This is a genomic window from Thalassovita mediterranea (assembly GCF_001458435.1).
Classification (GTDB): domain Bacteria; phylum Pseudomonadota; class Alphaproteobacteria; order Rhodobacterales; family Rhodobacteraceae; genus Thalassobius; species Thalassobius mediterraneus.
In genome coordinates this window covers 262,137-286,325 of the sequence record NZ_CYSF01000017.1, presented here as the reverse complement: position 1 = coordinate 286,325, position 24,189 = coordinate 262,137, and the positions used below count along the sequence as shown (strand labels likewise).

Annotated in this window: 25 protein-coding genes and 3 tRNA genes; 8 read left to right on the top strand and 20 right to left on the bottom strand. The window is 59.5% G+C overall.

Annotated elements, in window-relative coordinates:
- Positions 1–18 precede the first annotated feature (18 nt).
- The 9 genes from TM5383_RS14945 to secG form a co-directional block, all read right to left on the bottom strand.
- A complete protein-coding gene (locus tag TM5383_RS14945; protein ID WP_058319834.1) occupies positions 19–1,350 on the bottom strand; it encodes a glutamine synthetase family protein in 1,332 nt (443 codons plus the stop codon).
- 132 nt (positions 1,351–1,482) lie between these two features.
- Positions 1,483–2,289: an ABC transporter permease gene (locus tag TM5383_RS14940; RefSeq protein ID WP_058319833.1), complete on the bottom strand. Its 807-nt coding sequence runs from the start codon at positions 2,287–2,289 to the stop codon at positions 1,483–1,485.
- Positions 2,286–3,167, bottom strand: coding sequence for an ABC transporter permease (locus tag TM5383_RS14935; protein ID WP_076400033.1), 882 nt, complete (start codon positions 3,165–3,167; stop codon positions 2,286–2,288). Before TM5383_RS14935 ends, TM5383_RS14940 begins: the two co-directional genes overlap by 4 nt.
- A gap of 104 nt (positions 3,168–3,271) precedes the next feature.
- A complete protein-coding gene (locus TM5383_RS14930; protein ID WP_058319831.1) occupies positions 3,272–3,979 on the bottom strand; it encodes a transporter substrate-binding domain-containing protein in 708 nt (235 codons plus the stop codon).
- Positions 3,980–4,063: 84 nt separating this feature from the next.
- The gene (locus tag TM5383_RS14925) at positions 4,064–4,840 is read right to left on the bottom strand and encodes an ABC transporter ATP-binding protein (RefSeq protein ID WP_058319830.1); all 777 of its coding nucleotides are present in this window, start codon (positions 4,838–4,840) and stop codon (positions 4,064–4,066) included.
- Positions 4,841–5,077: 237 nt separating this feature from the next.
- Positions 5,078–5,518, bottom strand: a complete 441-nt coding sequence (locus TM5383_RS14920; protein WP_058319829.1) for a tellurite resistance TerB family protein — start codon at positions 5,516–5,518, stop codon at positions 5,078–5,080.
- A 73-nt stretch (positions 5,519–5,591) separates the two neighbouring features.
- A complete protein-coding gene (locus TM5383_RS14915) occupies positions 5,592–5,885 on the bottom strand; it encodes a DUF1330 domain-containing protein (protein WP_058319828.1) in 294 nt (97 codons plus the stop codon).
- Between the two features lie 147 nt (positions 5,886–6,032).
- Positions 6,033–7,676, bottom strand: coding sequence for a CTP synthase (gene pyrG / locus TM5383_RS14910; RefSeq protein ID WP_058319874.1), 1,644 nt, complete (start codon positions 7,674–7,676; stop codon positions 6,033–6,035).
- A gap of 173 nt (positions 7,677–7,849) precedes the next feature.
- Positions 7,850–8,212, bottom strand: coding sequence for a preprotein translocase subunit SecG (gene secG / locus TM5383_RS14905; protein WP_058319827.1), 363 nt, complete (start codon positions 8,210–8,212; stop codon positions 7,850–7,852).
- A 160-nt stretch (positions 8,213–8,372) separates the two neighbouring features.
- On the opposite strand from secG, the gene nthA reads away from it, so the two are divergent.
- From nthA to TM5383_RS14875, 6 genes are all read left to right on the top strand, one after another.
- Positions 8,373–8,999, top strand: a complete 627-nt coding sequence (nthA, locus tag TM5383_RS14900; RefSeq protein WP_058319826.1) for a nitrile hydratase subunit alpha — start codon at positions 8,373–8,375, stop codon at positions 8,997–8,999.
- Positions 8,996–9,682: a nitrile hydratase subunit beta gene (gene nthB, locus TM5383_RS14895; RefSeq protein ID WP_058319825.1), complete on the top strand. Its 687-nt coding sequence runs from the start codon at positions 8,996–8,998 to the stop codon at positions 9,680–9,682. The genes nthA and nthB overlap by 4 nt, the downstream gene beginning before the upstream one ends.
- Positions 9,682–10,035 (top strand): nitrile hydratase accessory protein, encoded by a 354-nt coding sequence (locus tag TM5383_RS14890; protein WP_058319824.1) that lies wholly within the window; start codon positions 9,682–9,684, stop codon positions 10,033–10,035. Before nthB ends, TM5383_RS14890 begins: the two co-directional genes overlap by 1 nt.
- Positions 10,036–10,199: 164 nt before the next feature.
- Positions 10,200–11,513 carry an adenylosuccinate synthase gene (locus TM5383_RS14885; RefSeq protein ID WP_058319823.1) on the top strand — a complete coding sequence of 438 codons (1,314 nt, stop codon included), beginning with the start codon at positions 10,200–10,202 and terminating at the stop codon, positions 11,511–11,513.
- A 9-nt stretch (positions 11,514–11,522) separates the two neighbouring features.
- Complete coding sequence (locus TM5383_RS14880; RefSeq protein ID WP_058319822.1) at positions 11,523–11,756, top strand: DUF2842 domain-containing protein; 234 nt, start codon at positions 11,523–11,525, stop codon at positions 11,754–11,756.
- Positions 11,757–11,934: 178 nt separating this feature from the next.
- A complete protein-coding gene (locus TM5383_RS14875; protein ID WP_159438560.1) occupies positions 11,935–12,915 on the top strand; it encodes a glycosyltransferase family 2 protein in 981 nt (326 codons plus the stop codon).
- Between the two features lie 77 nt (positions 12,916–12,992).
- Here TM5383_RS14875 and TM5383_RS14870 read toward each other — a convergent pair.
- The 6 genes from TM5383_RS14870 to TM5383_RS14845 all read right to left on the bottom strand — a co-directional run bounded on the left by TM5383_RS14870 (position 12,993) and on the right by TM5383_RS14845 (position 17,058).
- A tRNA-Glu gene (locus TM5383_RS14870) sits at positions 12,993–13,067 on the bottom strand.
- Positions 13,068–13,205: 138 nt separating this feature from the next.
- Positions 13,206–13,280, bottom strand: a tRNA-Glu gene (locus TM5383_RS14865).
- Between the two features lie 156 nt (positions 13,281–13,436).
- Positions 13,437–13,511 (bottom strand) — tRNA-Glu (locus TM5383_RS14860).
- A gap of 113 nt (positions 13,512–13,624) precedes the next feature.
- Positions 13,625–15,385 (bottom strand): single-stranded-DNA-specific exonuclease RecJ, encoded by a 1,761-nt coding sequence (recJ, locus tag TM5383_RS14855; protein ID WP_058319820.1) that lies wholly within the window; start codon positions 15,383–15,385, stop codon positions 13,625–13,627.
- Between the two features lie 72 nt (positions 15,386–15,457).
- The gene (locus TM5383_RS14850; RefSeq protein ID WP_058319819.1) at positions 15,458–16,744 is read right to left on the bottom strand and encodes a homoserine dehydrogenase; all 1,287 of its coding nucleotides are present in this window, start codon (positions 16,742–16,744) and stop codon (positions 15,458–15,460) included.
- Positions 16,745–16,866: 122 nt separating this feature from the next.
- The gene (locus tag TM5383_RS14845; RefSeq protein WP_058319818.1) at positions 16,867–17,058 is read right to left on the bottom strand and encodes a hypothetical protein; all 192 of its coding nucleotides are present in this window, start codon (positions 17,056–17,058) and stop codon (positions 16,867–16,869) included.
- A gap of 230 nt (positions 17,059–17,288) precedes the next feature.
- Here TM5383_RS14845 and TM5383_RS14840 point away from each other — a divergent pair, with 230 nt between their 5' ends.
- Complete coding sequence (locus TM5383_RS14840; protein ID WP_058319873.1) at positions 17,289–17,876, top strand: TetR/AcrR family transcriptional regulator; 588 nt, start codon at positions 17,289–17,291, stop codon at positions 17,874–17,876.
- A gap of 21 nt (positions 17,877–17,897) precedes the next feature.
- Here TM5383_RS14840 and TM5383_RS14835 read toward each other — a convergent pair whose 3' ends face one another.
- Positions 17,898–18,404 carry a hypothetical protein gene (locus tag TM5383_RS14835; protein WP_058319817.1) on the bottom strand — a complete coding sequence of 169 codons (507 nt, stop codon included), beginning with the start codon at positions 18,402–18,404 and terminating at the stop codon, positions 17,898–17,900.
- A gap of 95 nt (positions 18,405–18,499) precedes the next feature.
- Entirely contained in the window at positions 18,500–20,137 is a 1,638-nt protein-coding gene (locus tag TM5383_RS14830) for a methyl-accepting chemotaxis protein (protein ID WP_058319816.1), read from the bottom strand.
- Positions 20,138–20,441: 304 nt separating this feature from the next.
- Here TM5383_RS14830 and TM5383_RS14825 point away from each other — a divergent pair, with 304 nt between their 5' ends.
- Positions 20,442–20,972, top strand: a complete 531-nt coding sequence (locus TM5383_RS14825; protein WP_058319815.1) for a hypothetical protein — start codon at positions 20,442–20,444, stop codon at positions 20,970–20,972.
- Positions 20,973–21,095: 123 nt separating this feature from the next.
- On the opposite strand, the gene TM5383_RS14820 is transcribed toward TM5383_RS14825, so the two are convergent.
- The 3 genes from TM5383_RS14820 to TM5383_RS14810 are packed head-to-tail and all read right to left on the bottom strand — an operon-like array spanning position 21,096 to position 23,916.
- On the bottom strand, positions 21,096–21,671 hold the full coding sequence (locus TM5383_RS14820) for a TadE/TadG family type IV pilus assembly protein (RefSeq protein WP_058319814.1): 576 nt from the start codon (positions 21,669–21,671) through the stop codon (positions 21,096–21,098).
- Positions 21,671–22,237 (bottom strand): TadE/TadG family type IV pilus assembly protein, encoded by a 567-nt coding sequence (locus tag TM5383_RS14815; protein WP_076400035.1) that lies wholly within the window; start codon positions 22,235–22,237, stop codon positions 21,671–21,673. Before TM5383_RS14815 ends, TM5383_RS14820 begins: the two co-directional genes overlap by 1 nt.
- Positions 22,234–23,916: a TadE/TadG family type IV pilus assembly protein gene (locus TM5383_RS14810; protein WP_076400037.1), complete on the bottom strand. Its 1,683-nt coding sequence runs from the start codon at positions 23,914–23,916 to the stop codon at positions 22,234–22,236. The genes TM5383_RS14815 and TM5383_RS14810 overlap by 4 nt, the downstream gene beginning before the upstream one ends.
- Between the last annotated feature and the right edge of the window lie 273 nt (positions 23,917–24,189).

Here is a 24,189-nt window from a genome sequence, read left to right as displayed (position 1 = left end):
TGGGCTTGGGGCGCGGGGTTAGACCGATTCCAAATAGGTTTCCAGCCGTTCTGCCGCGTCCATATTGGCGATCTCGCGCATCTCTTGGCGTTTTGTCAGCACCATGTTGCGGATCAGCTCTGCCGGGAACAGGCGGGCCACCTCTGCGCTGGTTTCAAAGGTGTCGATGGCTTCGGCCCAGTCGGTGATGATCTGTGGCAGATCCTGATCGTAAGAGTTGCCGGTGATCGGCGCGGGTGGCTCGGCACCGTCTTCAATCCCGTTCAGTGCCGCGCCAAGAATGGCGGTCAGCATCAGGTAGGGGTTCACATCGCCACCCGCGACGCGGTGTTCAATGCGCCGCGCCTTCGGCGGGCCAGAGGGGACGCGGATCGCCGCCGTGCGGTTTTCGTGCGCCCAGCAGATCGAGGTCGGGGCATGCGCGCCGGGCACCATACGGTCATAGCTGGCGGCATGCGGGGCAAAGGCCAGCGTGCTGTCACGCATCGCCGCCATACAGCCCGCAATCGCGTGGCGCAGGGTGTCACTGCCCATGTCGCTGCCATCGTCAAAGACGTTGTTGCCGTCCTGATCAAGGACCGAGAAGTGGGTGTGCAGACCGGTGCCTGCTTCATCCGGATAGGGCTTGGTCATAAAGGTCGCGGCGCAGCCGTGTTTGCGTGCCAGACCTTTGACCAGCATCTTGAACAGCCAGGCGTCATCGGCGGCCTTCATCGCGTCGCCGTGCATCAGATTAATCTCGAACTGGCCTTTCGCCGCCTCGGAAATCGCGGCATCAGCGGGGATACCCATCGCGTCACAGGCCGCATACAGATCGCTGAAGAACCCATCGAAGGCATCCAGCGTGGCCAGCGACAGGATGTCAGGACGCGCGCGTTTCTTGCCGTTGGTAGGCAGGGCGGGCATTTCCAATCCGTCGCCACTGTCATCAACCAGAAAGAACTCCAGCTCCACCGCCGCGACGGGGGACAGGCCACGAGCTGCATAACGGTCCAGCACCCGTTGCAGCGCCTGTCGCGGATCGCCGTCATAGGGCGTGCCGTCCTCATGCACCATCCACACCGGCACCAGCGCGGCGGGATTGTCCAGCCACGGCATCGGCAGCGGGCCGCGATCCGTCATCTGCAGGAAACCGTCCTGATCGCCGCTTTCAAACACCAGCGGGCTGTCCTCAATGTCGCCGCCCCAGATGTCGAGGTTCAGCACAGAATAGGGAAAGCGCGCTGTGCCCTCGGCCAGTTTGCCAGCAAATTGCGATGGGATCCGTTTGCCGCGTGGCACACCGTTCAGGTCAGCCGCCGCCAGTCGTACAGAACGCACTTCGGGGTGGGAGGAGAGCCAGTCTTTCATCGGTCACCATCGCTTCGCTGGGGCGGTCCCAGTGGCGCGTGCAGCACGATGAGGATGGCCCGAGATCTCAAATTCCTGATCACTTTGCACTGCCCCGAAGGGCAGCGCAATAATTTGATCAAATATTTGATACTATCGGATCAGATTTGGACGCAAGCGAATTTTACGCTTGGTGTTTTGCGGCAGGTGGCGGTTCAGATAGCGGTTTGCCGCCCCGAAAATCCCCACAATCGCCAGCGTCAGCAGGATGAAATAGAACGCCAGAATGGGGTAGGGGATAAACGGGTTGAAGGTCTTATCCGCAAAGTAACGCGCATAGTAGAGCGCATCACCCTGTTGCCGCCATGCTGGAAAGCCCGAGAAGTAGACCAGCGTTGTGGCATGGAATAGGAAGATCGCTTCGTTCGTGTAGGCAGGCCATGCCAGACGCAGCATGGTAGGCCATGTGATTTTGCGGAACTTCTTCCAGCCGGAAAACCCGTAGGCATCCGCTGCCTCCATATCGCCACGCGGGATCGACAGCAGGGCGCCGTGAAAAATCTCTGCCGAATAGGCGGAGGTGTTGAGGAACAGCACAATCAGCGCGCCCAGCCAGGCCGCCGACAGCGGATCAAAGATCGGCGACACGCTTTTGAGGCTGAGGAACAGGAAGTAGGCAAAGAAGAACTGGATAAACAGCGGCGAGCCACGGAAGACAAAGATGAACCATTCCGCCGGTTTGCGTGCCAGCCGGTTTTTCGACAGCTTCCCCACCGCCAGTAGGTTGGCAAACAGGAAACCGGTCAGCACAGCCAATGTGCCAAAATAGATGTTCCAGATCATGCCGGACCCGATCAGCACAAACTGATCGCATAGGGTGTAGTCCCCACGCGGCAGCAGGCGTTCACCGTAGCCGAGCGAGCGGAATGCGTAGTCTTGCAGGGTTTGCCAACAGCTCATGCCGCTTTCCTTTGCGCTTCGCCGCCGACGGTGGCCTGACCGTGGGACAGTTTCAGGGTGAGGCGGTCCAGAACGATTTCGGACACGCGGGTAAAGGCAAGGTAGAAGATCAACAGCGCGAGGAAGTACCACATCCGCCAATCCCCATGCGGGTAGTCGGTGAACCGCGCCTGTTTACTGGCGCCCAGTTCACGTGCCCAATAAACGATGTCTTCGACACCCAAGAGGAACAACAGTGGGGTCGCTTTGATCAGCACCATCCACAGGTTCGACAGCCCGGGCAGCGCGTAGATCCACATCTGCGGCACCAGAATGCGCCAGAAGGCTTGGCGATGGGTCATGCCGTAGGCCTCGGCGGTTTCGATCTGGCCGCGCGGCACGGAGTTCATCGCGCCCTGCAGCACGTTGCCGGCAAAGGCGCCGAACACGATCGCAAAGGTCAGCACCGCAAGGCTGAAGCCATAAACCTCGTGGATCCACTGCGGAGAAGAGTTGAGCGGCATCTTGGCGCTGTCGCAGACAACAAAATCAGCGCCTTGGCGGATCGGGTCGGTCCAATCCGGGCAGCGCACCTGATGCAGCAGGTATTCAATGCCCTGATCCAGAGCGATGACAAAAAACAGGAAAAAGGCAATGTCCGGCACACCGCGCACAATGGCGATATAGCCTTTGCCCAGCCAACTGAGCGGGGTCAGGCGCGCCCGTGCGGCCATCGCACCAGCAAAGCCAAAGCCCAGCGACACCGGGGCGGTGACAGCCAGCAGCAACAGAACCGTCCCGAAGGACGCATAAAAGCTCAGGTGCTTGCCTGTGGTCAGGTAGCAGCTCAACCACTGGAGACCTTCCAGCGTGGCAGGATCAGCGCAATAGGAAAAAATGGTGGGCCTCTTTCACTGGCGCAGATCGGACAGGGCGCGATCTGTGGAAAAGGGAAAGGGCGGGGGGCATCTGCCCCCGCCCTCAATATCGTGGGAGAGAAGGCTTAGAACTGGCCTTCGATTTCCCATTTGGCCAGCAGCGCGTTCAGCGAACCGTCTGCTTTCATCGAGGCGATTGCCGCGTCGAATTTGCCGCGCAGTTCATCGTCGGACTGGCGGAATGCCATGCCGATGCCGCCGCCCAGGTATACGTCACCCAGGAACACCAGACCGCCTTCGGCAACGATCGGGTTCAGGTAGTCTTTGTCGGACAGAACCGCGTCCACTTCGCCGGATTTCACCGCAGCAACGGTTTCATCGGGGGTCGGGAATTCCACCAGGGTAGCACCGGTGCTTGCAACGTGCGCTGCCTGAATGGTCGAGGACTGAGCCGACACAACAGCGGTGTTCACGTCCAGACCTTCGGCCAGTGCGGCGTAAGCCGACGGCGACGGCTGGGTGTAGCCCTGGGTGAAGTCAACAACTTCGGCGCGCTCTTCGGTGATCGACATGCCGGCGATGATGGCGTCGTAGTTGCCCGAAGTCAGGTTGGGGATGATCGAATCCCAGTCGTTGGTTACCCACTCGCACTTCAGTTCGGCGCGTTTGCACAGCTCGTCGCCCAGCTCGCGCTCGAAACCGTCAACTTCGCCAGCATCGTTCAGGAAGTTGTACGGAGGGTAGGCGCCCTCGGTGCCCAGACGCACAACGTCAGCAGAAGCGATACCAGCGGTCAGCGCCAGTGCGGCGGTGCTCAGGATCAGGTTTTTCATTTAGGTTTCTCCCCTTGGGTTACAGGTTTTAGTCCTGGTTGTGGTTGAACTCTTGGTTCTATTCAGTCCGTCACGACCACGCCGTTAGACGTGAACAGTGGCAGACAGGAATTGCTTCAGGCGGTCGCTTTTCGGGGCGCCGAACACCTCGTCAGGCGTGCCCTGTTCTTCGATCAATCCCTTGTGCAGGAACACAACGTGGCTAGAAATATCTGCGGCCATTTTCATGTCGTGGGTCACGATCAACATGGTCCGGCCCTCTGCGGCCAGATCCTTGATGACCTTGATCACCTCTTGTTCCAACTCAGGGTCCAGCGCCGAAGTGGGTTCGTCGAACAGCAGCGCCTCAGGCTCCATGCACAGGGCACGGGCAATGGCAGCACGCTGTTGCTGGCCACCGGACAGCTGGGCAGGATAGACATCGCACTTGTCGCCGATGCCGACCTTTTCCAGATAGCGGCGGGCGGATTTTTCCACCTCATCCTTGTCGCGGCCCAGCACGGTGACCGGCGCTTCCATCACGTTTTGCAGGATGGTCATATGGGCCCAAAGGTTAAACTGTTGGAACACCATCGACAGGTTGGTGCGAATGCGCAGCACCTGTTTGGCGTCACCCGGTTGGCGGTGGCGCTGATCGCCTTTCCAGACCACCGGTTCACCCTTGAACAGGATGTCGCCCTGCTGACTATCTTCCAGCAGGTTGGCGCAGCGCAGGATCGTCGACTTGCCCGACCCCGAAGAGCCGATCAGTGACACCACGTCGCCGCGACGTGCAGTGATATCAACGCCCTTGATTACCTCAAGATCGCCATAGGCCTTGTGAAGACCACGAATTTCAATGACTGGATCCAGTTCGGACACGGACGCCCCTGACAATTTTATCCCCGATTTCGTCAGACACTAGGGACCAAATTCCGGGTCAGTGCAACGTGCAAAACGTCGGTTTGAACATGGAATCGGACAATCTGACCTAGGTTCAGTCGCAAACTGTCAGCAAAAAGGCAATATCCCTTACCTTTTTTGCAATCGCAGCATTCTGCAATTGCCCGAGAGCTCGGCAAAACGCCGCTTTGTTTCGGCTTTTTGACGGGCCGAAGGTCAGGTTTGACGTGTCGCTTGCTGTCGCGCCAATGCGCTGTCGCGGTCGTTGATTCCCAAGAGGTTTGCCACCACACGCAGAAGGGCATCTTCATGCTGGTCGCGGCTGCCATCGGCCAATACGACCGACCACAATGCTTCGACCACGCCCAGACGCTCTTCATAGGGCACAGCGTCCTTGATCGCGCGGGTAAACCGCACCGTGTCAGGGGCTTCTGCCTCTAACACCTCGGCCTCACCGCGCAGCGCGGCGGCAGCACCTGCATCAAGGGCAAAGCGCGTGCTGAGGATACGGTCGATGCGGGCAATCTCGGCAGGGGCATAGTCATTGTCGGATCGCGCGACACGCACCAGCAGCGCTGCCAGCGCAAGGCGGGCGTCGAAATCAGACAGGGGGGCGGGTTGCGGCTGTGTCAGCCGTTTCAGGAAATCTGCAAACATGGGGATGATATAGTCATGCCGACGGGACGCTGCCAATAAATAAGACGTGTCGGCAGCGTCTGGCCGAACGCTATTAGCCGTCATACCCTTCGACGATCACCAGATCGCCTGTAGATACCGGATCGCGCAGCGCCTTGGCGGCTTGATATTCCGGCGATTGGTAGCAGGCCATCGCGGTGTCGTAATCCTTGAACTCCAGCACCACGGTACGGGCGCGGCTGCTGCCCTCCATCTGTTGCTGGGCGCCACCACGGATCAGGAATTTTGCGCCATATTTTCCAAACGCCTCGGCGTTGGCTGCACGGTATTTTTCGTAGGCCTCAGGGTCGTTTACGTCCACATGGGCCACCCAGTACGCTTTGGTCATCGGGCATTCCTTTCTGTTGATGGTCGCAAAGGTGCGGTGCGCAGCAGCAAAGGTCAAGATTGGGCAGTGGCAGGGGCAGGCGTCCAGCGGCCAAAACAAAAGGCGCCCCAATTTGGGACGCCTTTCGTACAATCGGATGCCGGTTGTTTAAACCAGACGCGATGCTTCTACAGCGGCGCGAACGAAATCCTTGAACAGCGGGTGTGGATCAAAGGGTTTCGATTTCAGTTCCGGGTGGAACTGTACGCCGATGAACCACGGGTGATCTTTCCATTCCACAATCTCAGGCAGGCGACCGTCCGGCGACATGCCCGAGAACTGCAGGCCGCAGGCCTCCAGCTGTTCACGGTACTTGGTGTCTACCTCATAGCGGTGGCGGTGACGTTCCTCGATCGCGGTGCTGCCGTAAACCTGCGCGACCTTCGACCCTTCGGCCAGTGTCGCGTTATAGGCGCCCAGACGCATGGTGCCGCCTTTATCGTCGGTTTCCTTGCGGCGCACGGTGGCGTTGCCCTGAACCCATTCTTTCAGGTGGTAAACTACGGGTTCAAAACGCTTTTCGCCCGCTTCGTGGTCAAACTCTTCGGACCCTGCGGTGGTCAGGCCGGCAGCGTTACGCGCGGCCTCGATCACGGCCATCTGCATGCCCAGACAGATGCCAAGGTAGGGCACCTTGCGCTCACGGGCGAATTGGGCTGCTTTGATCTTGCCCTCGGTCCCGCGCTCGCCAAAGCCGCCGGGCACCAGAATCGCATGGAAGCCTTCCAGATAGGGGGCTGCGTCGCCGTTATCGAACACCTCAGAGTCGACCCACTTCACGTTGACCTTGACCTTGTTGGCCAGACCGCCGTGGGTCAGCGCCTCTTTCACCGATTTATAGGCGTCTTCCAGCTGGGTGTATTTGCCGACGATGGCGATGTTCACCTCACCATCCGCATTGTAGATGCGGTCGGCCACGTCATCCCATTTGCTGAGGTCGGGGCGCGGCGCAGGTGCGATTCCAAAGGCATCCAGAACCGCCTGATCCAGACCTTCGCGGTGGTAGGCCAGCGGCGCTTCATAGATCGATTTCAGGTCATAGGCGGCAACAACCGCCTCTTTGCGCACGTTACAGAACAGCGCGATCTTCTCGCGCTCTTTTTCCGGGATCGGCTGTTCGGAACGGCACACCAGAATGTCGGGCGCGATGCCGATGGACTGCAGTTCTTTCACGCTGTGCTGGGTCGGTTTGGTCTTCAACTCACCCGAGGCGGCCAGATAGGGCAGCAGTGTCAGGTGCATGAAGATGCACTGACCGCGCGGTTTGTCATGGCTGAACTGACGGATCGCTTCAAAGAAGGGCAGGCCTTCGATGTCGCCCACGGTGCCGCCAATCTCGCACAGCATGAAATCAACCTCATCCTCGCCGATGGAGATGAAGTCTTTGATTTCGTTGGTGACATGCGGAACCACCTGAATGGTTTTGCCCAGATAATCACCGCGACGTTCCCGTTCCAGAACGTTGGAATAGATGCGGCCAGAGCTGACCGAGTCGGTCATGCGGGCAGGTACGCCGGTGAAACGTTCGTAGTGACCAAGGTCCAGATCGGTTTCCGCACCATCGTCTGTGATGAACACTTCGCCATGTTCAAACGGGCTCATCGTGCCGGGATCGACGTTCAGATAGGGGTCCAGCTTGCGCAGGCGGACCGAATAGCCGCGCGCCTGCAGCAGCGATCCCAGCGCTGCCGATGCCAAACCCTTGCCCAGCGACGAAACAACGCCGCCCGTAATAAAGATGAAACGCGCCATTTTCGGCAACTCCCGTGCAGTCTGTTCGGCCCAATCATAGGCCAAAACCCAAGCCCATACGGTTGCGTACAACCGTAGCATCACGGGACTCGAGCCTTACTAGATTCGCATAAAATACGCAAGAAGACCGCAAGATGCTGCTGCGGTCTTTTGCCTAAATTTAGGTGTGTCGTTTAGTCCGCGCGCGGAACCAGCGGTGCGCTGTCGCCAGCCGACGGGGGCAGCAGATCGCTGCCTGCGGGCAGGGCCGGGGCCTCTTCGCTCACGGGGGCAGAACCGCCACCCACACGATCCAGAACCGAGCTGCCAGCCGATTTATCAGCGGCAATGATGGTCAGCGTGATCGAGGTGATGATGAAACCGATTGCCAGGATCCAGGTCATTTTGCCCAGTGCGGTTGCTGCCGCGCGGCCCGTTACGGCGCCGCCACCGCCGCCGCCCATGCCAAGACCACCGCCCTCAGAGCGCTGCATCAGCACCACGCCAATCAGGCCCAGTGCGAGGAGGAGGTGGATGATGAGAACGACGTTTTCCATGAGGCAGCCTTCGGATTTGTTCGATGCGGTTCCTTAAAGTTTTCGGCCGCCCCACGCAACCCCGAAGGGGCAGGCCATCACGTAATTCTGACGGGCACTGTTGCATCAAATGCTTAATAAATGGTGGACAGGGCGGGCGTGACTGCGTCAGCATCGCAATATGCCGCATGATCATTCCGACCACCCGCACGCCCTCCTGCCGCCAGAGCCCGCCCTTCGCGTTAAGGCTTTGGAAACGATTCTGCGCGATAAGGGGCTGATTGACCCCGCCGCGTTAGAGGAGATTATTGACACCTACCAAAACAAAATTGGCCCGCAAAATGGCGCCCGTGTGGTGGCGAAGGCGTGGCTGGACGATGATTTTCGCGCTGCGTTGATGCAGGATGCGACCAGTGTGGTGCGCGATCTTGGGTTCTATGGCCGTCAGGGCGAACATATGGTCGTGGTGGAAAACACCCCCGATCAGCACAACATGGTCGTCTGCACGCTGTGCAGTTGCTATCCGTGGCCGCTCCTCGGCATTCCGCCGGGTTGGTACAAATCCGACGCCTACCGTGCCAGCGCCGTGCGTGAACCACGGAAGGTGCTGGCAGAGTTTGGCGTGATATTGCCAAAGGGAACCGCTGTGCGTGTCTGGGACAGTACGGCAGAGGTGCGTTATCTGGTGTTGCCGATGCGCCCACAGGGCACTGAGGGTATGGATGAGGATGCGCTGGCGGCCCTTGTAACCCGCGACAGCATGATCGGCACCGGTCTTGCGCGCCAGCCAGAGGGGGGCGCGTCATGAGCCGCGTACATGATATAGGCGGCCGATTTGGCGACGGACCAGTGCTGCCAGAGGGGCAGGATGCGCCGGTTTTTGCTGCCGATTGGCACGCCCGCGCCTTGGCTGTCACACTGGCTTGCGGCTCTTTGGGGCAATGGAATATCGACACCTCGCGCCATGCACGCGAACGCCTATCGCCTAAGGATTACACGCGGTTTTCCTACTATGAAAAGTGGATCTCTGCCCTTGCGGATCTGTTGGTGGAAAAGGGGGTGTTGACGGTTGCTGACCTGACGGGCGTTGATGCGCCTGAGGCCAAGCATCCTTTGGCGGATCGTTGTCTCCGCGCCGATCAAGTACAGGGCGTTCTGGCGTCCGGCGGCCCAGCAGATCGCACAGGCGGTCCCGCGTCGCTGTTTCAACCGGGTCAAAAGGTCCGCACACGTCACCCCGGTGGCAATGCCATGGTGGCGGGCGGGCATACCCGATTGCCAGCCTATGCGACAGGCGCGGTTGGGGTGATCGAACGCCTGCATGGAACCCATGTTCTGCCCGATAGCGCCGCGCACGGTCTGGGTGAGGCGCCAGAGCCACTCTATGCGGTGCGATTTGCCGCGTCCGAACTGTGGGCGCAGCCGGAACATCCGCGCGATGAGGTGGTTCTGGACCTGTGGCAAAGCTACCTGTCGGCGGAGGACACGTAATGGACTGTCCTAGCCTGCCCGATTTCACCGCGGCCACAGGGCTGGAGGAGCCGGCATTCACTGAGCCATGGCACGCACAGGTCTTAGCCCTGACCGTTCATCTGAATGAGGCGGGGCAGTTCACATGGGCCGAGTGGGTTAACCGTTTCTCAACTGTTTTGCGCCAACATGGGGCGGAACGCAGTTTGAACGGTGGGGAGGATTACTTTAACGCATGGCTCGCGACGCTTGAGGCGTTCCTGAGTGATCGCGGTATGGCCAGTGCTGCGCAGGTCGAACACACCCGCGCCGCATGGGAAGAGGCTTATTTGACCACGCCACACGGGGCGCCTGTCACCCTCAAACAGGTGTGAAGGGCGCGGCATCGGTAGGGATAGCGCGCTAATTCCACTGCTCCTATTGCGTCAATTGTGCGCTTGCGGCGAAAAATTGGTTCCCTCAAGGCGCACCTGTCGATATACGGGCGCGGGTTTGACAGAAAGTCAGGCCCGATCCAAACATCGAAAGAGGACCAGCAATGGCAAATGTCGTCGTCGTCGGCGCCCAGTGGGGCGATGAGGGGAAAGGCAAGATCGTGGATTGGCTGTCGGAACGTGCCGACGTCATCGCCCGTTTTCAAGGCGGCCACAACGCAGGCCACACGCTGGTCATTGATGGCAAGGTTTACAAGCTGCACGCGCTGCCTTCGGGCGTTGTGCGCGGCGGCAAGCTGTCGGTCATCGGCAACGGCGTGGTGCTGGACCCGTGGCACCTGGTGAACGAAATCGCCACCGTGCGTGAGCAGGGCGTAGAAATCAGCCCTGAAACCCTGATGATCGCGGAAAACACCCCGCTGATCATGCCGTTCCACGGTGAGTTGGACCGCGCCCGTGAAGAAGCAGCCTCCAAGGGGACCAAGATTGGCACCACCGGCCGCGGCATTGGTCCGGCCTATGAGGACAAGGTTGGCCGTCGTGCGATCCGCGTTGCCGATCTGGCGGATGAGGCAACTCTGGAAGCGCGCGTTGACCGTGCCCTGCAGCACCACGATCCGCTGCGCAAAGGTCTGGGTGTCGAACCCATCGACCGCGACGCGCTGATCGCCAAACTGAAAGAGATCGCAGTCGAGATTTTGCCCTACGCCGCACCCGTGTGGAAAGTGCTGAGCGAAAAGCGCAAAGCCGGTAAGCGAATCCTGTTCGAAGGTGCGCAAGGTGCGCTGCTGGACATCGATTTCGGCACCTATCCTTTCGTGACCTCGTCGAACGTGATCGCAGGTCAGGCGGCGACTGGTGTGGGTATCGGCCCCGGCTCGATCGATTACGTTCTGGGCATCGTGAAGGCCTACACCACCCGCGTGGGTGAGGGGCCGTTCCCGACCGAACTGCTGAACGCTGACGGTACGCCGGATGCGGACGGTGAACGTCTGGGCACCCGTGGCCACGAATTTGGCACCACCACCGGCCGTCAGCGCCGTTGTGGCTGGTTCGACGCAGCACTGGTGCGTCAGACCTGTGCGACCAGCGGCATCAAAGGCATCTGCCTGACCAAGCTGGACGTGTTGGACGGTTTTGAAACGCTGAAAATCTGCGTTGGCTACGATCTGGACGGCGAGCGTCTGGACTACCTGCCCACCGCAGCGGATCAACAGGCGCGCTGCAAGCCGATCTATGAGGAAATGCCCGGTTGGTCGGAATCGACCGAAGGTGCGCGCAGCTGGAATGATCTGCCCGCGAATGCGATCAAATACGTGAAGCGCGTAGAAGAGTTGATCGACTGCCCTGTCGCTCTACTTTCTACCTCGCCCGAGCGTGAGGATACCATCCTCGTCACTGATCCCTTTGCCGATTGAGGTGCATAAATGGCCCTGAGCTACAAAGCCCGTCGCAGGCTCTCTGTTTTGATCCTGCTGGTTGGCCTGCCGGCCTATATTGTGGCGGCAGTCAGCATTGTGAATCTGCTTGATCGTCCGTCTCTGTTGGTGGAATTGGCGATTTACGTTGGTTTGGGCGTGCTTTGGGCGATCCCGTTGAAAAAGGTTTTTCTGGGCGTAGGGCAGGGCGATCCTGATGCGCCCGAAGATGACACCCTTTGACGGCGCGATACACACACGGCATTTGAATTTGGAACGACGCAGTGGCACATCGCCATTGCGTCGTTTTTCTTTGATTAATTCCTTTTCAGATATAGCCTTTGAGGCGCAGCTTTGGGCTGCGCCAATGGCACATTGTCAGGGGCGCTGTGGGGCTGCTGGTTTTCGGGGGGATGCGAAATTGACGGGTCAACAGGGCGCTGCTGCGCCGCTGCATGTTGTTGTTGCTGCGCTGACCCGTGGGCGGATTGCGTTGTTTTCCGACCTGTTGGACAGTCTGGCACAGATGGATTTGCCCGAAGGTGTCACGGTCTCTTTTTGTTTTGTCGAAAATGCTGCAGCGCTGCAGATCGGCGGGATGGTTGACCAGTTTGCGCGCAGGCGCGGCTGTTCTGCGGTGGCGTTGTTGCAGCCACAGCTGGGCATCCCATTTGCGCGGAATAAGGCGCTGCAATACGCCTTGGATCAAGGCGCCAGCCATTTGGCGTTTGTTGATGATGATGAACAGGTGACGCAGGGCTGGCTGGTTAGGCTGCTTGAACGCCATGTGTCCACTGATGCCGATTTAACAGGGGGGCCGGAATTCCCCATGCCGCCGGATGGCTCTCTGACCCTGTGGCAAAGGGTGTGTTATCGCGGACTGGCGGCGCGCAGCCGGCGCATGGCGTGGCACAATAGGCGTCTAGAGCGGTGGGGCGCTGCACGGCGGCGCCCGACGGTGATCACCAACAACTGGTTGGTTCGATTAGATTTTGTGCGCGAAACTGACCTGCGATTTGACGAAAGGCTTGGGTTTTCCGGCGGATCGGATGTGGCCTTTTTCTGGGCGCTGCGTGGGAAAGGGGGGCAGACCTCTTGGGCGGCAGATGCGATTGTGCATGAGGTGCTGCCACGCGACCGGCTCTCGTTGCGGTATCAGTTTAGGCGTGGGCGGGATCAGTCGATCGCCTCATACCGTGTGCGCTACGGGGGCGATCTACACGGTGCGTTGTTCTTAAGGTCGGTATTTTTTGTGAGCGCCAAGCTGCTGCTGGGCTGTGTAAGGTTGATGCTGTCGGTGCTGGATGGTGGGCGTAGTTTGGTTCTGGCCGTGCGCGCGTTCGGCTTTGCCTATGGCTGTATCCTGGCCATGTTTGGCCGCGTCAGTGAGCACTATCGTTAGTCCTATGCGCGTTACAAGAACAGGGCGCTCGACTGCGCAGGCAGCGAGGTGCGCGTTTTCTATATGCCGTGGAGAAATGGCATCCCGTAGGGGAATCGAACCCCTCTTTCCAGGTTGAAAACCTGGCGTCCTAACCGATAGACGAACGGGACAAGCCGTTTGGTGAGATGGGTTTTAGGCAATGCCGAGCTGCGGTGCAAGTGGAAAATATGGCCATAATTTCAAGGGTATAACCGCGATTTCATAGCGCGGGTGTACGCGTGCAGAATATGCTGACTGTCAGTGAAAAATGGCATCCCGTAGGGGAATCGAACCCCTCTTTCCAGGTTGAAAACCTGGCGTCCTAACCGATAGACGAACGGGACAAGCCGTTTGGTGAGGTGGCTTTTAGGCAAAGCGGGCGGGGCGCGCAAGCGGAAAACGTCAGGGATTTACACTTTTTTCTGAGTGGATCTATCGCGCAGAATTCATGCCCCAAAATGCGAAAAAGCCGCCCGAAAGGGCGACTTTTCGATCCAAAATGGCATCCCGTAGGGGAATCGAACCCCTCTTTCCAGGTTGAAAACCTGGCGTCCTAACCGATAGACGAACGGGACAAGCCGTTTGGTGAGGTGGCTTTTAGGCAAAGCGGGCAGGGCGCGCAAGTGGAAAATGACATCTTGGTGACGATTTTTTTCGCGGTGCCCCACATGGGCAAATTGGGTCTGTTTTATGCAGAGGCGGGGGCCGCATCCTCTAGGCGCAGCTGCACCTGTTGACGCCCGCCCCAACTGTTAATTTCCAACCGTCCAGCAAGGTGGAAACGCGCGCCGCCGTGGTTCAGCAGGCGCTCACCCAGCATAGTGTCAAAGGCGCCAAAACAGATCGCGTCAATGCGTGGGCCCATGCCATCGGTGAAGTTGATTTTCAGGTGGCTTTCGCCGACCCGTTTGGCAAAGCGGATTTCCACATCAGGGAACACGTAGCGCGGCGCAGCGGCAGAGGCGCCGAAAGGGCCTGCCTTTTCAATCTGTTCGATCAATTCGATGCTGGCCGCACCGGGCATCAGGACGCCGTCCAGTTTCAGGTCCGCAGGGCCAGCATCGCCCGCCCCCTGTTTGGCCAGCAGTTCCGACAGGCGTTCCATCGCGGCGTCCAGTTTGTCGCGTGCGACGGTCAGGCCTGCGGCCATCTTGTGCCCGCCACCTTTGATCAACAGGCCTTCGGCGGCCAGCTTTTGGATTGATGCGCCAAGGTCTACGCCGCTGACCGACCGGCCTGATCCCTTGCCGATGTCGCCGTCAAAGCCAATGACGATGGCGGGGCGGTTGGTGGCCTCTTTCAGGCGGCTGGCGACGATGCCGACAACGCCGGGGTGCCAGCCTTCGCCAGCGGCCCAGACCAGCGGGTGATCCAGTCCGCGGTCTTCGGCCTGTTCCAAGGCAGCCGCGCGGACGGCGTTTTCAATGTCGCGGCGTTCCGTGTTCAACTCATCCAGCCGTTCAGCCATCGCGCGGGCCTCTGCCACGTTGTCGGTGGACAGGAGGCGGGCGCCAAGGTCGGCCTTGCCAATGCGGCCACCAGCGTTGACGCGCGGGCCCAGCATGAACCCCAGCGCGTAGGAATTTGGTGCCTGTTCCATCCGGCTGACGTCAGACAGCGCCACAATGCCGGGGCGGGCGCGGCGGGCCATGACCTTCAGCCCCTGACGCACCAGCGCGCGGTTGACACCGATCAGCGGCGCCACATCGGCCACGGTTCCCAGGGCCACCAGATCCAGCATCGCCATCAGGTCGGGGCCTTTGGCGCCCTCTGCGCGCATTTGACGGTTGGCCTCCACCAGCATCAGAAAGACAACGCCGGCGGCGCACAGATGCGCCAGCTCGCCATCCTCATCCTGACGGTTGGGGTTCACCACCGCCACCGCGTCAGGCAGGGTTTCACCGCCAAGGTGGTGGTCCAGCACAACAACATCTGCGCCTTTGGCGGCGGCAATCGGATCGTGGCTGAGTGTACCGCAGTCGACGCAAACGATCAGATCGTGATCTGCCGCCAGCGCGGCCATCGCTGCCTCATTCGGGCCATAGCCCTCATCAATCCGATCGGGGACATAGAGCGTCGCCTGACGCCCCATCTGGCGCAGCCAGTCGATCAGCAGCGCCGCAGAGGTGCCGCCATCCACGTCATAATCGGCAAAGATCGCGATGCGTTGACGTTGCTTTACCGCTTGCAGGAAACGCGCGGCGGCGGCTTCCATATCCTTCAGTTTGTGTGGATCGGGCAGCAGGTCACGCAGCTGCGGTTCCAGAAAGCCCTGCGCTTCATGCGGGGGCACACCACGACGCGCCAGTGTCTGACAGACCGCCATCGGCAGGCCGGTCTGCTGGCGCATAAATTCGGCCTGACGTTCCACCTCAATGCCCGGACCAACCCAGCGCCGCCCGTTGAGCGATGCGTCTACGTCCAGAAATGCACGGGAGGAGGTGGTCACCAGCGGCCTTTCAATGTTCCAAAAATACTTAAACCGCGACGCCCGCCAATGCGCGCGCCGCAGTCTGTAGGATCAGACAGTTTCGATGCGCAGTGCAACCGGTGCTTCGGTCACGACATCGGTTTGTTCAATGCCTGCCAGCGCGGCGTCCAGATCGGCGCGGGTGGTTTTGTGGGTCACCATCAACACCGGCGCGCTGTTGTCCTTGTGGCCGTACTGACGCATGCGGTCGATGGAGACACCCGCCTCACCCAGTACAGCCGCCACTTTGGCCAGGGCGCCCGGTTTGTCCTTCAGCGACAGACGCAGGTAGTAGGGCGCGGGCAGGGCGGATTGGGCGCGGGGTGCTTTTTTCAGCGTGTCGGCGGTCTGGCCGAACACCGGATAGCGGTAGCCGCGCGCGATGTCGCAGACGTCGCCCATGACGGCACTGGCGGTCGGGCCTTCGCCCGCACCGGCACCGCGCAGCACAACTTGGCCCACGTCGGATCCTTCGACGACAACCATGTTGGTGCCACCTTCCAGCTGGCCCAGCGGGCTTTGTGCGGGCACCAGACAGGGCGACATGCGCTGTTCCAGACCGCGGCCTGTCATTTGCGCCACACCCAAGAGTTTGATGCGGTAGCCCATGTCGGCGGCCTGACGGATATCTTCGAGGCTGATGCGCTGGATGCCTTCTAGCTCAACGCCATCGAAATCCACCTGCGTGCCAAAGGCCAGCGAGGAGAGGATCGCCAATTTGTGACCGGCATCAATGCCGCCCACGTCAAGGTTCGGATCCGCCTCTAGGTAGCCAAGCGCGTCTGCTTCGGCAAACAGCGCGTCATAGCCCTGACCGGTGGCTTCCATACGGGTCAGGATGTAGTTGCAGGTGCCGTTCATCACGCCCATCACGCGGGTGATCTCATTGGCGGCCAGACCTTCGGTCAGGGATTTGATGATCGGGATGCCACCGGCGACGGCGGCCTCATAGCGGATCACTGCACCGGATGCTTCGGCCAGCTCGGCCAGTGCTTGACCGTGGTGGGCCAGCAGCGCCTTGTTGGCGGTGACCACGTCCTTGCCTGCTTTCAGCGCAGCTTCGATCGAGTCTTTGGCGGGGCCTTCTTCGCCGCCCATCAGTTCGACGTAGACATCGACGTCGTCGCGGGTGGCCAGTGCTACGGCGTCATCTTCCCACGCGTAGTGGTCCAGATTGACACCGCGATCCTTGTCGCGCGAACGGGCGGATACGGCGGTGATCACCACCTCGCGCCCGGTGCGCATGGTCAGAAGGGCAGCCTGTTGACGGACAATTTTCACAACGCCGACACCTACGGTGCCGAGCCCTGCAATACCAAGGCGCAAGGGTTGGCTCATCTGGCCCTCCTGAACTGACAGATCTTTGTCTTGGCGATGTATCGGGCTTTGCGCCCCTGTGCAACGCGGCAATTGCAGCTTTGCAAGATCTGAGCCCAGCGTCAGTGCGGTTTTATACGGGGTCAGCCGCCATTTTGGGCACGCAGACTGTTGGCGCGGGCGCGCAGACGGTTGGCGCGGGCGGTCAGGGCGGCGTCGCTGTCGGCGTCCAGTTGCGGCGCTTGGGTTCCTGCAAGGGCCACCTCGATGGGGACTAGGGCGGGGTAAGGGGCCAGATGCGCTGCGGTGCTGGCCCGATCAGGAATATCCGTCACCCCACATCCTATCAGGGTCGCGCCGCATAGGACAACGGTAGCGATGGTTCCGAGACGGCGGGGCAGGGCAGCGATGTGCATAAGAGAGAACCGGACAAGGGGCAGACATGTCTGTTTTGCCCGCGGCATTTGCGCTTGGCAAGGGCATTGGCTGTGCTATGCAGCCGCGATCGGCGCTTCTGTGCCGTTTCCTCTATGATTTGAACATTTGTTCAGTTAGCGTGGTGCGTATGGCAAGGACCGCTGGATCCCATTCTGATATCACTGGCCCCCGCGTTTTGGACGCGGCGCTGCGGTTGTTTGCGCAACATGGGTTTGCGGCTGTGTCCATGCGCCAAATAGCGCGTGAGGTGGGTGTGCAGGCCGGGGCGCTGTATAACTACACTCCGGACAAGCAGACGCTGCTATTCGATCTGATGCGGCGCCATATGGAGGACCTGCTGGAACAGAGGCAGGATCGCCTAAGCGCGGCTGATCCGCTGAGCCGTTTGGAGGATTTTGCGCGTTTTCACATTCGCTATCACCTTAATCGTCCAGATGAGGTGTTCATCGCGTATATGGAATTGCGCAATCTGACCGAAGAAAACTTTGCCACCATCGAAGAGCTGCGCCGCCGTTATGAGGCGGAACTGGAAGAGATCCTGCGCGATGGGGTGGCAGCGGGGTTGTTTGTGGCAAACGATATCCGCATCACCACCATGGCAGTGATTGCAATGCTGACGGGGGTGACGACCTGGTATCGCCCCAGTGGCCGCCTGTCCGGTGACGAGGTGGAACTGCTTTATTGGGATATGGTGCGCAAATCGGTTAGCGCGTGATCTTGCGCTGATACGGCTTACCTACCAAGGGAACAGATCGACACTGTCGGCTACCAAATAGAACAATCCGATAAAAATAGCCGCGCCCAACAGGCGTACGGACCATTCGATTGCGGCCTCTACCGCCCAGATGAACCGACGAATGGGGCCGGCCTGTGTGGGATCATAGGTCTTGCGGTTTTGGGCGCGGGCCATCTGCGTGCGGGACGTCTGGGAGATTGGCTGTGCATTGGCCTGTATTTCGGTGCGGGTTTTGCCCGTGGTGACATCGCGTCCGGCGGCCATAGAGCCGCTGAGGAAACTGGCGGGATTGCTGAACCGACGGTGGGAATGGCTGTTACCTGCGGCGCCGTCCATCATGGCCAGCGTCTCTTCGGTCTGACGACGACGGCGGTCCTCTTCGGCGCGTTGGCGGGCCTGTGTGTCCGCAAAACGGCGCGCGGCCTCTTGTTCGCGTCTGCGGCGATCTTCTTCGGCCTGCATGCGGCGGCGTTCTGCTTCTTGCTCAGGTGTGCCCCAGCCTGACATTTGGTCTGCTCCATCAATCTGCCTGCGTCAGGCTAGGGAGGGCGCACAACTGTGGCAAGTGTCAATGCGTTGACTTCGCCACAGTTGTGGCAGGCTTAGGCAGCTTTGGCGGTAGGGTATGGGCCCTGTGCCATTGTTGTGGCGGCAACTGCCGCGGCGCCCTGTGGGGGAGTGTTTTCCGCTTCGGCTTCTGTGTCGTCCAGCGCCTCGACATCACTATCGGCCTTTTGTGCTTTGCAATCTTCGGTCAAGCAGAAGGTCGAAATGCTGCTGTTCAGCGCGACAGCCTGCGCCGCCAGTTGTTCAGAGGTGGCAGACATTTCCTCAGAGGCGCTGTTGTTTGTTTGGATGCTGTGATCCAGACGTTCAATGGCATCGCTGATTTGGCTCATTCCTGCCGCCAATTCCGTGTTGGAAGTCGAGATTTTTGTCACCAGTTCGGCGGTGTTTTCAATCTCTGGAACCAGCGCGTCCAATTTGGCGCGCGCCTCTTCGGCGGTGTCGACGGTGCCCGAGGTCAATGCAGCAATATCAACCGCTGCTTCGCCTGCGCGTTCTGCTAGTTTGCGGACCTCTGCGGCGACCACGGCAAAACCGCGCCCATGTTCACCGGCGCGGGCCGCCTCGACCGCGGCGTTTAGCGCCAATAGGTCGGTTTGGCGGGCGATTTCCTGGACTACATTGATGCGGTCCACAATCTCGGCCATCGATGTCATCGCCTGCGCCACTGCGGCGCTGCTGTCGCGCGCGCCTTTGGCCGCAGTGTTGGCAGCGCGTGCGGTTGCTTCGGCACGGTCCGCGGTTTGTTCGACACTGGCCCCCATCTGGGTGATCGAGGCAGCCACGGCTTCGGCTGAATTGGTTTGGTCCTGTGCGGCGCATTGGATGTCACTGGCGGTCGCAGACATTTGGGCCGCGCCCGCAGACACATGGGTAGAGCCCATACGTACATCCCCCACCAGCACACGTAGGTCGGTCACCATCTGGTTTAGCGTGTCTAGCAACGTGCCGAATTCGTTTTTCATCTGATGGTCTTCTAGCTGGGTCAAATCACCTGCGGCTACTCGTTTACTCAGCGCTTGCGCCGCGCGCACACCGCGGGACTGTACGGCAATGACCCGCCAGGCCACGATCAGGCTGATCAACAGTGCGGTGGCGATCATCGCGCTGATCTGTGTGCGCGCTGTGTTGTAGTCGACCTGCGAACTGGACAGTTCGCTATACATCTTTTCGGTTTCCACCGCTGTCAGGCGCTGCATCAGATCTGTCATCGGATCCTGAAAGTCGGTCTTGGCGGCGGCCAGTCGTTTTGACGCTTTGCCCTTGGCGCCGAACAGCAGATCCTGCAGGATCTTTTTGTTGGCCTTCTCGATCCCTTCCTTCAACACCAGATATTCGCTGAGGAAGCTCTGCGTGCCTTCGGAGGCGCTGGCCTGTGCGGCGGTGATTAGGACCTCTTGCTTGGCGGCCATCTCTTTCAGGCGTGCCTTTAGACCTGCGCGTTCGTCCTTGGTGCCGATCAGAATGTAGGTGCCGATTTCGGATTGGATGGCCTCTTGCACTTTGGCGATTTCATCCACCTGATGCAGGGTTTCAAAGTTGATGCGCACGATCTCTTCGCCGCGGGTTTTGATGCGCTTCATCTCATAAAGGCTCACCAGTCCGATGGCTGCGAAAAGCGTGGCCAAGAGGACAAAGGTAAAGATCAGCTGGGATTTGACGGTCAGTCGCATTGGGACCTCGTAACTCGGTAAAATGGGGTCAGCCCAAGCAATGGGCAGCAGTAGGGGATCCGTTTCAAAAGGGCATGTTGCGGCCCTTGAGAGGTGTAACGACGGGCCAGGGCGCGACTGTACGGCGAAGATGTGTGAAATTTTTGCAACAGATTTATGACTGTTTGTGTGGCGCCTGCGTTGAGCGATGGGGTCGGGTTTAGGCAAACGGGTGGCATTGAACCCGATCCTGAGATATGAGCGCCCAAACGCCATCGCCACCGGATGGCTCCCACTCCGATCCGATCACAGAGAGGACCGCGCAATGTCGACCCAAGACCCTAGTTCAACGCCCCCCAATTCCCCAGAGAACGAAGTCCTCGCTGTGGTGAGTGTTTCGGCCGGCCGCCGTTGGATGGCGCTGGGCATGTTGGGCGTGTTGGGGATCTTGCTGGCCTACTTTGCCTTTGCAACGCCGCCAGCAAATGTGCTGTTGCAGGTGTTTGTGATTGTCATTGCGGCCCTGTCTCTGGCGCTGATGGTGAAAATGCATGCGGGCACCGGATCTGGGATTGAGCTGACCGAAGAGGGGCTGCGTGATCAGGACGGCACTGTGATTGCGCCGATCAAAGCGATCAAATCCGTAGATCGGGGTGCCTTTGCTTTCAAACCGTCGAACGGATTTTTGCTGCGTCTGGATTTGGATCAGATGCCCGCAGATGCAGGGCGTGTTTGGCGTCCGGGCCTGTGGTGGCGTCTGGGCGCGCGGGTTGGGGTTGGTGGCGTAACGCCGGGCAACCAGACCAAGATCATGGCAGAGCTGACACAGGCGCTGATGGCGCGCTCCGACGGCTGACGAACGGGGACACGCCTTTGGTTGGGGGTGATCGTGCCAGACAAAAAATGAAAAAAGGGCGGCCTGCGTTGGGCCGCCCTTTGTTATTTCCGGGATTAGATCCGGTGGTCCCGTCGGGATGGATCAGTTTTCCCACACCAGCTGTGGTGCGAAACGCGGGCTGGTGAATACCATGTTGTACAGTTCGTCTTGTTTAAGACCGACGTTGAACAGGGGTTTGTAGGTGCTCCAGGTTTCGACAACGATTACGCGCTCATTGTCGGGCAGGTTCGGCAGGCGGTCCCGCATGGCGTTGACGCTTTCTTCGGTCAGCGAGGGGCGCCCGCCGCGCGCTGCGGACCAGTCCAGTTTATAGGCATTGTCTTCGGCGTCCCACATGGCGACGGACACGCGCACGGCGGGATCAGAATCGCCCTTGGACAGGAAGCTGAAAAGCGACTGCAGTGAGTTGACATAAGAACTGTTCACCGCTGCAGTTTCCCGGCTAAGCATATCACCGATGGTATAGGCAGCGCGCAGGTTGATCGAACTTTGACGGAAGGCGTCGAAGTAGACAAACGTAGCCAGAAACGCCCACAGTAGGAACGGCAGGATCAACACCGCTTCAACCGCGACGGATCCGGCGCCGTCCTTCATGAAGTGGATCAGGAAACGGCGGCCACGTTGGGGCAATTGGGTCAGGGACGTAAGATTGGTCATCAGCGTGGCTCCTGAACGAAGGCCGATTTGGCGATCAGCGAATAATCACCCGCACCGTCTTTTTGCATGGCAGCGCCCAGGCCCGTGGTGGGGAAAAGTGGCTGTACCTTCACACAGACACGCACCAGCATCATTTCGTTTTCACGACCGTGGATAAAGGCGCGCACAGGTTCGACATCCTGGCTGCGATCGGTGCAGTCCGCATCTTGGCGTGGATCTACCCAAGCGCGCGGATCCAACTGGATCATTTCGATCCGCAGGTTCTGGTCGCAATCATGCAGCAGGTAAGAGCGTTCACAAATGCGGTTTTTCAGTTCGTCATGCTGCGGCGCGGTGCCAGTGCCCAAGCGGATGTCGCGGACTGTCAGATCCAGCGCACGTTCCAGCAGGGTTTCACGCACTGTCAGCAGCCCCAGTTCAAACGTGGACCCCAAGATTAACATCAACAGCGGCGCGACGAAGGCAAATTCGAAAGATGCGCTGCCGTCTTCGCGGCGACTGAATAGGGCCAGTGGGGCCAGACTGCTGCGCAGCAGCCGTTTGGGAAGGGTAAACACAGAACTCATTGTACCAGCCTCAGTTTGCGGATCGATGCCGCGATGGAAGCGAATGCATCATCAATCGCCAAGCCGTCCACGTCGAAGTGATGCCCGGGTGAGCTGGCGCAGTTGCGCAGCACGGTCTGGCCGCGTTCGGGTGCCTCAAATCCAACGGTGAAGACCACGATGCCACGGTTCTTGGCAGCTGCGCAGATGGATGCAGTGCGCGAGTCTTTCACGGTGTCGTTGTGGTAGTGGCGGATGCTGTCGTAATATTTCCACTGACGGTTCGGATCGAAGCCGTAGTTTTCGTCACGGTTCCAGACCAGCGATGTACGGTTCCACAGTTCAGGGTGGGTCAGGTTAACGGCGGTGCCAGTTTCCTGATAGGTATTACAACGCTGCTCTTGGCGCCAACGGCCCCATTTGTAGACCCATTCCCAACGGCACTGTTGATAGCTGCCATTGCCATAGGGGTGGTCCTGATAGGTGTTGTTGAAGGGCCAGTAGTAGTTGTGGCGGTTGTTGTAATAGCCGTTGTAAACCGAATACCGGTTGGCCTCGGCATTGTACCAGACGCCGCTGTAGCCAGATTTGACCGAGTCGTTCAGGAAGTACTGGTTGGTGTTGCGACCATCGGTCATCAGAACAACAACTTTCAGGGTGTTCGAAACGCTGTAGTCATGTGGACGCCCGCGGAAAGCAACGTTGGCCTCACCGGCGTCGATCAGATTGTTCAACACAGGGCGCGCGCTGGGATCCAGCAGGGCGGTGCCCCATTTCATCCCCAGATCGATCGACGTGTTGCCGCGTGCGGTCAAGCCGTTGATGTAGTTATGCAGCGCTGTGCGGTTGTTGGAAAACGGCAGAATCTGCAGGTTCGCGCCGGTCGGGCAGACGCGGTAGAACCGGTGCTCGCCATCCTCGGACAGTTCGCGGTGATACCACGGATCAAAGTGTGCCGTGCGGCTGAGTGTTTCGGTCGGAGACAGGGTGGTCGTGCTGAACGCAGGCGTGTCAAAATTCACGCAATGCGAATAGCGGTGTTCATCTGTTACCGTGTATTGATCCAGCAGGGTTTCACCCACAGCCACCTGTGTCGCGTAGGGCACGACTGAGATGTAGACGTTACCTTCTTGTGCGGAATCCAGAACCGTGTCGACAAAGGATCGCGCCGCCGGACGTAGGCGCGTCAGGCGCGAGTTCGAATTCATCGACCCCGATACATCCAGTACCAGCGAGATTTCGATCCCATCAATACGCTCTTCGGCCTGACCCTGGGCGGGGGCGATCATCGTGTCGATGTCAAAGAGCTTCATGAAATGGGTGTTGATTTTGGATTCAGCCGTCGCGCTCACCGAACGGAAGCCGATGCCTTCGTCAACGGTGACGCTGGTCAGCGTGGCGCCGACGCCTGCTTTTTCAAAGTAGTCTTCTACCACCTGTCGGGCAGGTTGTGTCTGGTCAAGGTCCGCCGCGGCCAGAACAGCGCCATCCAGCGTGTTCTGCAGCGCCATGCGGTCGCGTTCAAAACGCATCAGATCAATGCCAACGCCGCCGATCATCAGCATGCACATCAGCATGAACATCGAAAATAGAAGAACCGCACCGCTTTCGTCGCGGCCGAACTGATCAAGACGACGCGCTGCGGCGGTGTAGCCCTGCGCCATCCGGCGCGGCATATGCAGTCTATTCACTCGCTTCATTGTCTCAACCTCTGTTCATTCAACGCCGAGTCCCTCACATCCCTAAACGCCGCTCAGGCTGGCCGTCTTAGGGTGGCCTTTTGGGGAGGGGGCGTACTTTCGTAGGTGTTTGACTAGGGATCGCGGCGAAAGCTGGCAGAAAAAAGGCACGCCTAAGGAATTGCTGGGGTTTGCGTCCGCATCTGGGCCAAAGTGGCGGGCAAAATGGTTAATTGTTGCGATTTACGCGCCAATCTGCGCCACCCTCACGAACTAGTGAGTGGGAAGGGATAA